Below are 6,293 nucleotides of genomic sequence, written 5' to 3' on the forward strand. Positions count from 1 at the left end.
CGGGCTCGCGCCACAGGCCGATCGCCTGCACGCCGGCCTCGGCCGTCACCCGCAGCGTCGTCGCGAGGTCGGCGTGCCTGATCGTCGCCTGATTGATCGAGAGCCGGGGGTCGGGCGTCGCCGTTCCGCCGTCGCCCCCCCTCACCGGGCTGAGGGCGGTCATGCGTCGACTCCGTTCAGGCGCAGCAGGCCGTGCCAGCGCTCCGCGGCGAGGTCGGGGGTCTCTAGCGCCTGCGAGGCGTTCGCGAGCCGGACGATCTGGCTGAGGTGGGGCAGGCTGCGGGCCGAGTGCAGGCCGCCGACCATCTGGAACGCCCGCTGGTGGCCGTTCAGCCACGACAGGAACGCGACGCCGGTCTTGTAGTAGAACGTCGGCGCGGCGAAGACCTGGCGGCTGAGCGGCTCGGTCGGGCCGAGGAGGTTCAGGTACCCGGCCGGGTCGCCCGCATCGAGCGCCTGGATGGCCGCGGAGGCGACCGGCGTGATCGCGGCGAATGCGCCGAGCAGGGCGTCGGAGTGGCCGCCGTTGCTCTCGTCGCCGCCGATCAGGCCGACATAGTTGAAGTCGTCGCCCGTGAACATCCGCACCCCTTCGGGGAGGCGCTCGCGCACCGACACCTCGGCCGCGGCATCCAGCAGGCTCATCTTGACGCCGGCGATCTTGTCGGTGTTCTCGGCGATCACCTCGAGAAGCACGTCGGATGCCGCGGGCCAGTCGGTCGAGCCGAAATAACCGGCGAGCACCGGGTCGAAGGCCGTGCCGAGCCAGTGCAGCACGACGGGCGTTGTGGCCGCTGCGAGCACCTCGCGGTACACGCGGCGGTAGCCCTCGGCCGACGTCGCGGCCCGGGCGAGGTGGCGGCTCGCCATCAGGACGGGTCCGGCCCCCTGCTCCTCGGTGAAGTGGAGCTGCTCCTTGTAGGCGTCGATGATCGCGTCGAGGTTGATCCACTCTTCTTCGACGTGGTCGGTGTTGACGCCGACGACGACCGAGCCCCCCTCTTCGCGGGCGACCTGGGCGCTGCGGGCGATGAGCTCGCGGGTCGCCGCCGCGTCGAGGCCCATGTTCCGCTGCGCGGTGTCCATCGCGTCGGCGACGCCGAGTCCCCACGAGTACACGTGGCGGCGGAACGCGAGGGTCGCGTCCCAGTCGATGTCGGCGGGACTCCCGGGCGTGTTGTCGCCCCAGACGACCGGCACGACGTGCGCCGCCGCGTAGGCGACCCGGCTCTGCAGCGGGCCGGTCGGCTTCGCGAAGGAGGGCGCGCCGGCGAGTTCGACGCGGGATGTCGCGCCGGAGGCCTCGAGGAGCGTGAGGGCGTCGGTTGCTGAGCTCTGCACGGGATCAGCCCAGGCTCAGCGTCGGCAGCTCGACCTTGCGGCCCTCGCGGCTCGACTGCAGGCCGGCCTCGGCGAGCAGCACGCCGCGGGCGCCCGAGAGCAGGTCGAACTCGTAGTCGGTGCCCAGCACGAACGAGACGAGGAATTCCTCCCACTGCTGCTTGAACCCGTTCTGGAAGACCTCGTTCGTCGGAACGTCGATCCAGTCCGCGTCGTAGTCGTGGTCATCGGCCAGGTCGGGGTTCCAGACGGGCTTGGGCGTGGCATTGCGCGGCTGGATCTTGGCGCCGAACAGGCCCACGACGGCGGAACCGTGCGTGCCGTCGACGTGGAACTCGACGAGCTCGTCACGGTTCACGCGCACTGTCCAGGAGGAGTTGATCTGCGCGACGGTGCCGCCTTCGAGCTCGAAGATGCCGTAGGCGGCGTCTTCGGCCGTGGCCGTGTAGTGCTCGCCGTTCTCGTCCCAGCGGTCGGCGATGTGCACCTCGGCCTGTGCGTAGACCGTCTTGACCGCGCCGAACAGGTTCTCGAGCACGTAGTTCCAGTGCGGGAACATGTCGACGATGATGCCGCCCCCGTCTTCGGTGCGGTAGTTCCAGCTCGGGCGCTGGGCGGGCTGCCAGTCGCCTTCGAAGACCCAGTAGCCGAACTCTCCCCGGACGCTGAGGATGCGGCCGAAGAAGCCGGAGTCGATGAGGCGCTTGAGCTTCTGCAGGCCGGGCAGGTAGAGCTTGTCGTGCACGACGCCGGTCTTCACGCCCGCTGCGGCCGCGAGGTTGGCCAGCTCGAGGGCCTCGTCGACGGTCTCGGCGGTGGGCTTCTCGGTGTAGATGGTCTTTCCGGCGGCGATCGCCTTGCGGAGGGCCGAGGAACGCGCCTTCGTGACGAGGAAGTCGGCGTAGATCTCCCAGCGCGGGTCGGCGAGGGCGGCGTCGAGGTCGCTCGTGTAGTCCTCGATGCCATGCTTCTCGGCCAGCTCGGCGAGCTTGGCCTCGCTGCGGCCGACGAGGAGCGGTCGCACCGTGACGCGGGATCCGTCGGGCAGGACCACGCCGCCCTGGGCACGGATCGCGAGGACCGAGCGCACCAGGTGCTGGCGGTATCCCATGCGTCCAGAGACGCCGTTCATGATGATCCCGATCTCGCGGACGCGCGGGGCGGGGGATGCCGCGGCCGGGGCCGGGGCGAGGGTGGTCGTCTCTGACACGGTCGTTCCGTTTCGCTCGGTGCGTTCGTGGATGTCCCGGGATTCGGGTAAACGCTTTCCAGCCAGTCTCGCACGCGAAGTCGGCGCGCGCAAGCGGGGAGCAGTCTCGGGGCGGTGTCCCGGGCGTTGCAGGGCGTCGGTGGCCCGCGCGACACTCGAGGAGGTTCTCACGGAAGGAGCACTACACGATGAACACTCACCCCACGCCGGTCGACCCTCCCCAGCTGCATCAGAACCCCGCCTTCACGCAAGGGATGATCGTGCCCGCCGGCCGGACCCTGTACGTCGGCGGCCAGAACGGGGCCGACGGCAGCGGCACACTGCTCGACGGACTCGGGCCGCAGACCGAACAGGCCCTCCGCAACCTGCTCGCCGTGCTCGCCGAGGCCGGGACCGATGCGGAACACGTCGCCAAGCTGACGATCTACCTCGACCCTTCGGTCGACCCCGCCGACGGCTACGCCGCGACGGCGTCGGTCTGGGGCAACCGGCGCACCGCCGTCACGGTCGTCGCGGTGGCCCCGGCGCGACCGGGGGCCCTCGTGGAGATCGACGCGGTCGCCGCGATCCCCTGATTTCCGACCGCGTGCTGGGGCGGCTGGCGCCGTGCGGGTCGGCCCAGAATGGGGTCGTGGCACAACCGCACCCGGCGCCTGTTGTGTCGAAAGTTGATCGAAGTATATTGTTTATCGATAGATCACTGCCGAATATCGATAGGCTCTCAATGCAACGTTCAACAATCGTCGTCCTGAAGTCGCTCATAGCCGTCCTGCTGGCTCTCTTGCTCGCATGCCAGGTCTTCGTCATCCCCAGCGTTGCTGCCCAGTCGGCGTGGCGGTACCACGAGATCGCATACCTTCAGGTTCCGGGCATCGTGATCGGCATCCTGTTCCTGCTGTGCGTGCAGGTCGTGCTGGTCTGTGTATGGAGGCTCCTGTCGCTCGTGCGCGCGGACGGCATCTTCAGCGAGAGCGCGTTCCCCGGCGTCGATGTGAGCCTTGGCGCGGTGGTTGCGGCGACGCTCCTCGTCGCGGTCACCCTGGTGACCCTGGCGCTCTCCGGGGTCATGACGCCGTCCATCCTCCTGCTGTGTGTGCTCGGGATCGTGGTCGGCGCAGGGCTGTCGCTCCTCATCGTCGTGCTGCGCGGGCTCCTCCGCAAGGCGTGGATGCTCGAACGCGACCTGTCGGAGGTCGTGTGATGTCGATCGTCATCAACCTCGACGTCGAGCTCGCGAAGAAGAAGATGTCGGTCGGCGAGTTCGCGGCCGCGATCGACATCACGCCGGCCAATGTTTCCGTGCTCAAGAACGGCCGCGCGAAGGCGATCCGCTTCACCACGCTGGACGCGATCTGCCGTGTGCTCGATTGCCAGCCCGGCGACATCCTCGTGTGGGTGGACGACGACGGTCGCGCCGACCCGGGCGAGGCGCTGTGAACACCATGGCGACGCGGGTGCCCCCGTGGAGCGAGACAGCCATCGCCCAGCTGCGCGACGCATCGTCGTGCCCGTTGTGCACGCAGGCAGTCGAGGGCCAGCGGTGCCCGCGCTGCGGCGCGGACTATCGCGGCGAGATCGGGAGTGAGCTGTGGGATGCCTCGCGGGCGGCGGTCGCAGCCCTCGAGGCGCGGCAGGCGGTGCTTGACCGCGTGCAGATTCGTGCGGTCGAGACGGCGGCCGCCCCCGTTCCCGCAGGCGGCCCGGCGAGCGCGGCCGAGACCAGCACCGATGGCATCTTCTTCGGTCCGCCGCGGTCGAGCGCCACGGTGCAGTCCGTGCTCGCCGTTGCGGGTGCCGGCCTCGTCGCCGTCGCGGCGATCGTGTTCACTTTCTTCAATCCCGAGGTGACCGACGCACTCGTGCGCGGTCTGCTCGTGGGCGGCGTCACCGGTGTATTCCTCGTGGGCGCGTGGGTGCTTGCCCGTCGGGGCCTGCAGTTCTCGGCCGAAGCCGTCGGTGCGCTCGGCATGGTGTTCCTCGGGCTCGACATCCATGCCCTCACAGCCCTTGCGCCGCGGGACCCATGGGCGATCGCTGCCGCCTCGACGCTCGTCGCGGGCATCGCAATGACCGTGGTGGCTCTGCGGGTGCGGGTGCGGGTCTGGCTGTGGCTCTCGCTCGTCGGGCTTTCGTTCGTTCCGGCGATGATCGGCTTCGCCACCGACACCCGGGTGCTGGGACACCTCGGGACGGCCGTCGGGGCGTTCGTGCTCCTGGCCGCGACGCCTGCCTTCGCGCAGCGGTTCGGGGCTTCCCTGCGCGGAGAGCGCGTGACGCTGACCTTCATCGAGCTGCTGGCGATCGCGGTCGCCCTGGTCCAGAGTCCCGCGCTGGCCCAGAATTGGGTGTTCGCGGAGTTCCCGAGCGATCCGGTTTGGGTCGCTCTGTGCGTGACCCTCGCCGCGTCGGCCGTGCTGGCGCTCTTTTCGACCCGCCACCCCGCCTCCGGGCTGTGGAGCTTCCTGGCGGGCGTGTTCGGGGTGAGTGCGGCCGCGACGCTCCCGTTCGCTCTCGCGCCCGCACTCCTCGGGGTGGTGTGGGCAATGGCGATCATCCCGGCCTCGGCCGTGGTGGGCGCCATCGCGTGGGGGGTGCTGTCGCCGGTCCCGTACACGGTTCGTCGGGGCCTTCTCGCCGGCGGCGCACTCACTGTCGTCGCCGTCACCGCCGTCGCCCCCACCGCCCTCGCGATGCTGCTCGGCGCTTACACCGTGCTCTCCTCCCGCGACCTGAATGGCCCGTCGGAGCTCGCGGTCGCAGCGGTGATCGCCCTGGGGGCGCTGGGGGCGGGGCTCGGACTGTTTGCGTTCCTCCGCGAGCGACTGCGCCCGGTCGTCGTCGAACAGGATGCGCCGGTCCCGCTCGGCATGCGCTGGGTCGGTCACCTCGGATTGTGGTTCGCGGCGCTCGCGGCCCTCACTCTGCTCAGCGTCCCCGGAATCGTGCCCGCGGGGCGAGTCGCCCTCGGCCTCGCGCTCGGTGCCTCGGCGAGTCTCGCGGTGGCGTTCCTGCCGCGAATGCGAGACGCCTCGACGGCGGTCCGCGTGCCGCTCGTGGTCGGTGCGCACCTCTTGGTGCTGTTCGCCGCGATCGTCTCCTGGCGCGAACCCGGCCTCTCCACCACGATGGGACTCGCGGTGGTGGCCGCCCTCGCGGCTCTGGCCTGTGCCATGCCGCGTCCGATCCGCTTCCTGTATGTCGGCGTCGGGTACGCCTACGCGCTGGTGGTGTTCGCCACCTCGCTCTCGCAGCAGGGCATCGGCGGCGCCGCCCTGGTCTGTCTCACGACGTCCGCCGGCGCGGTGGTCGCGATCGTCGCGACGTTCCTCCCCGGGGTGGGGGCGAACTCCTGGCGGGCCATCCTCGCGGTCACGTCCGTGCCGTTTCTGATCGGCGTCGCGCAAGTGGTGTTCGAGCGAAGCGGATGGACGGCCCTGTCGACGGGCCTCATCTTCCTTCTCGCGCTCGCCCTGGTCGCCACGAAGCGGGAAGGGCTCGGCATCCCGCTTCGCCTCATGGCAGCCGCGGTACTGGTGCCGTCGCTCGCGGTTGTGGCCGTCTGCCTCGGCGCACAGGTGCTCGTCGACAGCGGGTCCCCAGTCGTGCTGCCGGTCATCGCGCTGATAGTCGCCCTCGTGCTGCCCAGCGGTCGCCTCATCCGGGCGGCTCTCGTTCCGAGAATCGGTGAACGGGATGCCGCGCTCGCACGCATCGCCGTCGAGGCGTCGACCCTGCTCACGGC

Annotated in this window: 6 protein-coding genes; 4 read left to right on the forward strand and 2 right to left on the reverse strand. The window is 70.2% G+C overall.

What is annotated here, in order from left to right; translation table 11 throughout:
* Window positions 1-159: 159 nt before the first annotated feature.
* Together VNT50_RS07690 and VNT50_RS07695 are read right to left on the reverse strand one after the other, a co-directional pair.
* Window positions 160-1,341, reverse strand: a complete 1,182-nt coding sequence (locus VNT50_RS07690; protein WP_325484524.1) for a dihydrodipicolinate synthase family protein — start codon at window positions 1,339-1,341, stop codon at window positions 160-162.
* A gap of 4 nt (window positions 1,342-1,345) precedes the next feature.
* The gene (locus VNT50_RS07695; protein WP_325484529.1) at window positions 1,346-2,473 is read right to left on the reverse strand and encodes a Gfo/Idh/MocA family protein; all 1,128 of its coding nucleotides are present in this window, start codon (window positions 2,471-2,473) and stop codon (window positions 1,346-1,348) included.
* A 266-nt stretch (window positions 2,474-2,739) separates the two neighbouring features.
* Between VNT50_RS07695 and VNT50_RS07700 the strand changes: the two genes are divergently transcribed.
* The 4 genes from VNT50_RS07700 to VNT50_RS07715 form a co-directional block, all read left to right on the forward strand.
* Window positions 2,740-3,126, forward strand: a complete 387-nt coding sequence (locus VNT50_RS07700) for a RidA family protein (protein ID WP_325484525.1) — start codon at window positions 2,740-2,742, stop codon at window positions 3,124-3,126.
* A 149-nt stretch (window positions 3,127-3,275) separates the two neighbouring features.
* Complete coding sequence (locus tag VNT50_RS07705; protein ID WP_325484526.1) at window positions 3,276-3,752, forward strand: DUF2975 domain-containing protein; 477 nt, start codon at window positions 3,276-3,278, stop codon at window positions 3,750-3,752.
* A complete protein-coding gene (locus tag VNT50_RS07710) occupies window positions 3,752-3,988 on the forward strand; it encodes a helix-turn-helix domain-containing protein (RefSeq protein WP_325484527.1) in 237 nt (78 codons plus the stop codon). The genes VNT50_RS07705 and VNT50_RS07710 overlap by 1 nt, the downstream gene beginning before the upstream one ends.
* Before the next feature lie 5 nt (window positions 3,989-3,993).
* Window positions 3,994-6,293, forward strand: a 2,300-nt coding sequence (locus VNT50_RS07715; RefSeq protein ID WP_325484528.1) for a hypothetical protein, incomplete at its 3' end; no start/stop codon positions are given.

The organism is Microbacterium sp. (assembly GCF_035554235.1).
In the GTDB taxonomy this organism is placed as follows: domain Bacteria; phylum Actinomycetota; class Actinomycetes; order Actinomycetales; family Microbacteriaceae; genus Microbacterium.

Excerpts from the sequence above, each read along its gene's own strand:
- VNT50_RS07695 (WP_325484529.1), bottom strand. The coding sequence starts at position 2,473 with ATGAACGGCGTCTCTGGACGCATGGGATACCGCCAGCACCTGGTGCGC.
- VNT50_RS07700 (WP_325484525.1), top strand. The coding sequence starts at position 2,740 with ATGAACACTCACCCCACGCCGGTCGACCCTCCCCAGCTGCATCAGAAC.
- VNT50_RS07710 (WP_325484527.1), top strand. The coding sequence starts at position 3,752 with ATGTCGATCGTCATCAACCTCGACGTCGAGCTCGCGAAGAAGAAGATG.
- VNT50_RS07705 (WP_325484526.1), top strand. The coding sequence starts at position 3,276 with ATGCAACGTTCAACAATCGTCGTCCTGAAGTCGCTCATAGCCGTCCTG.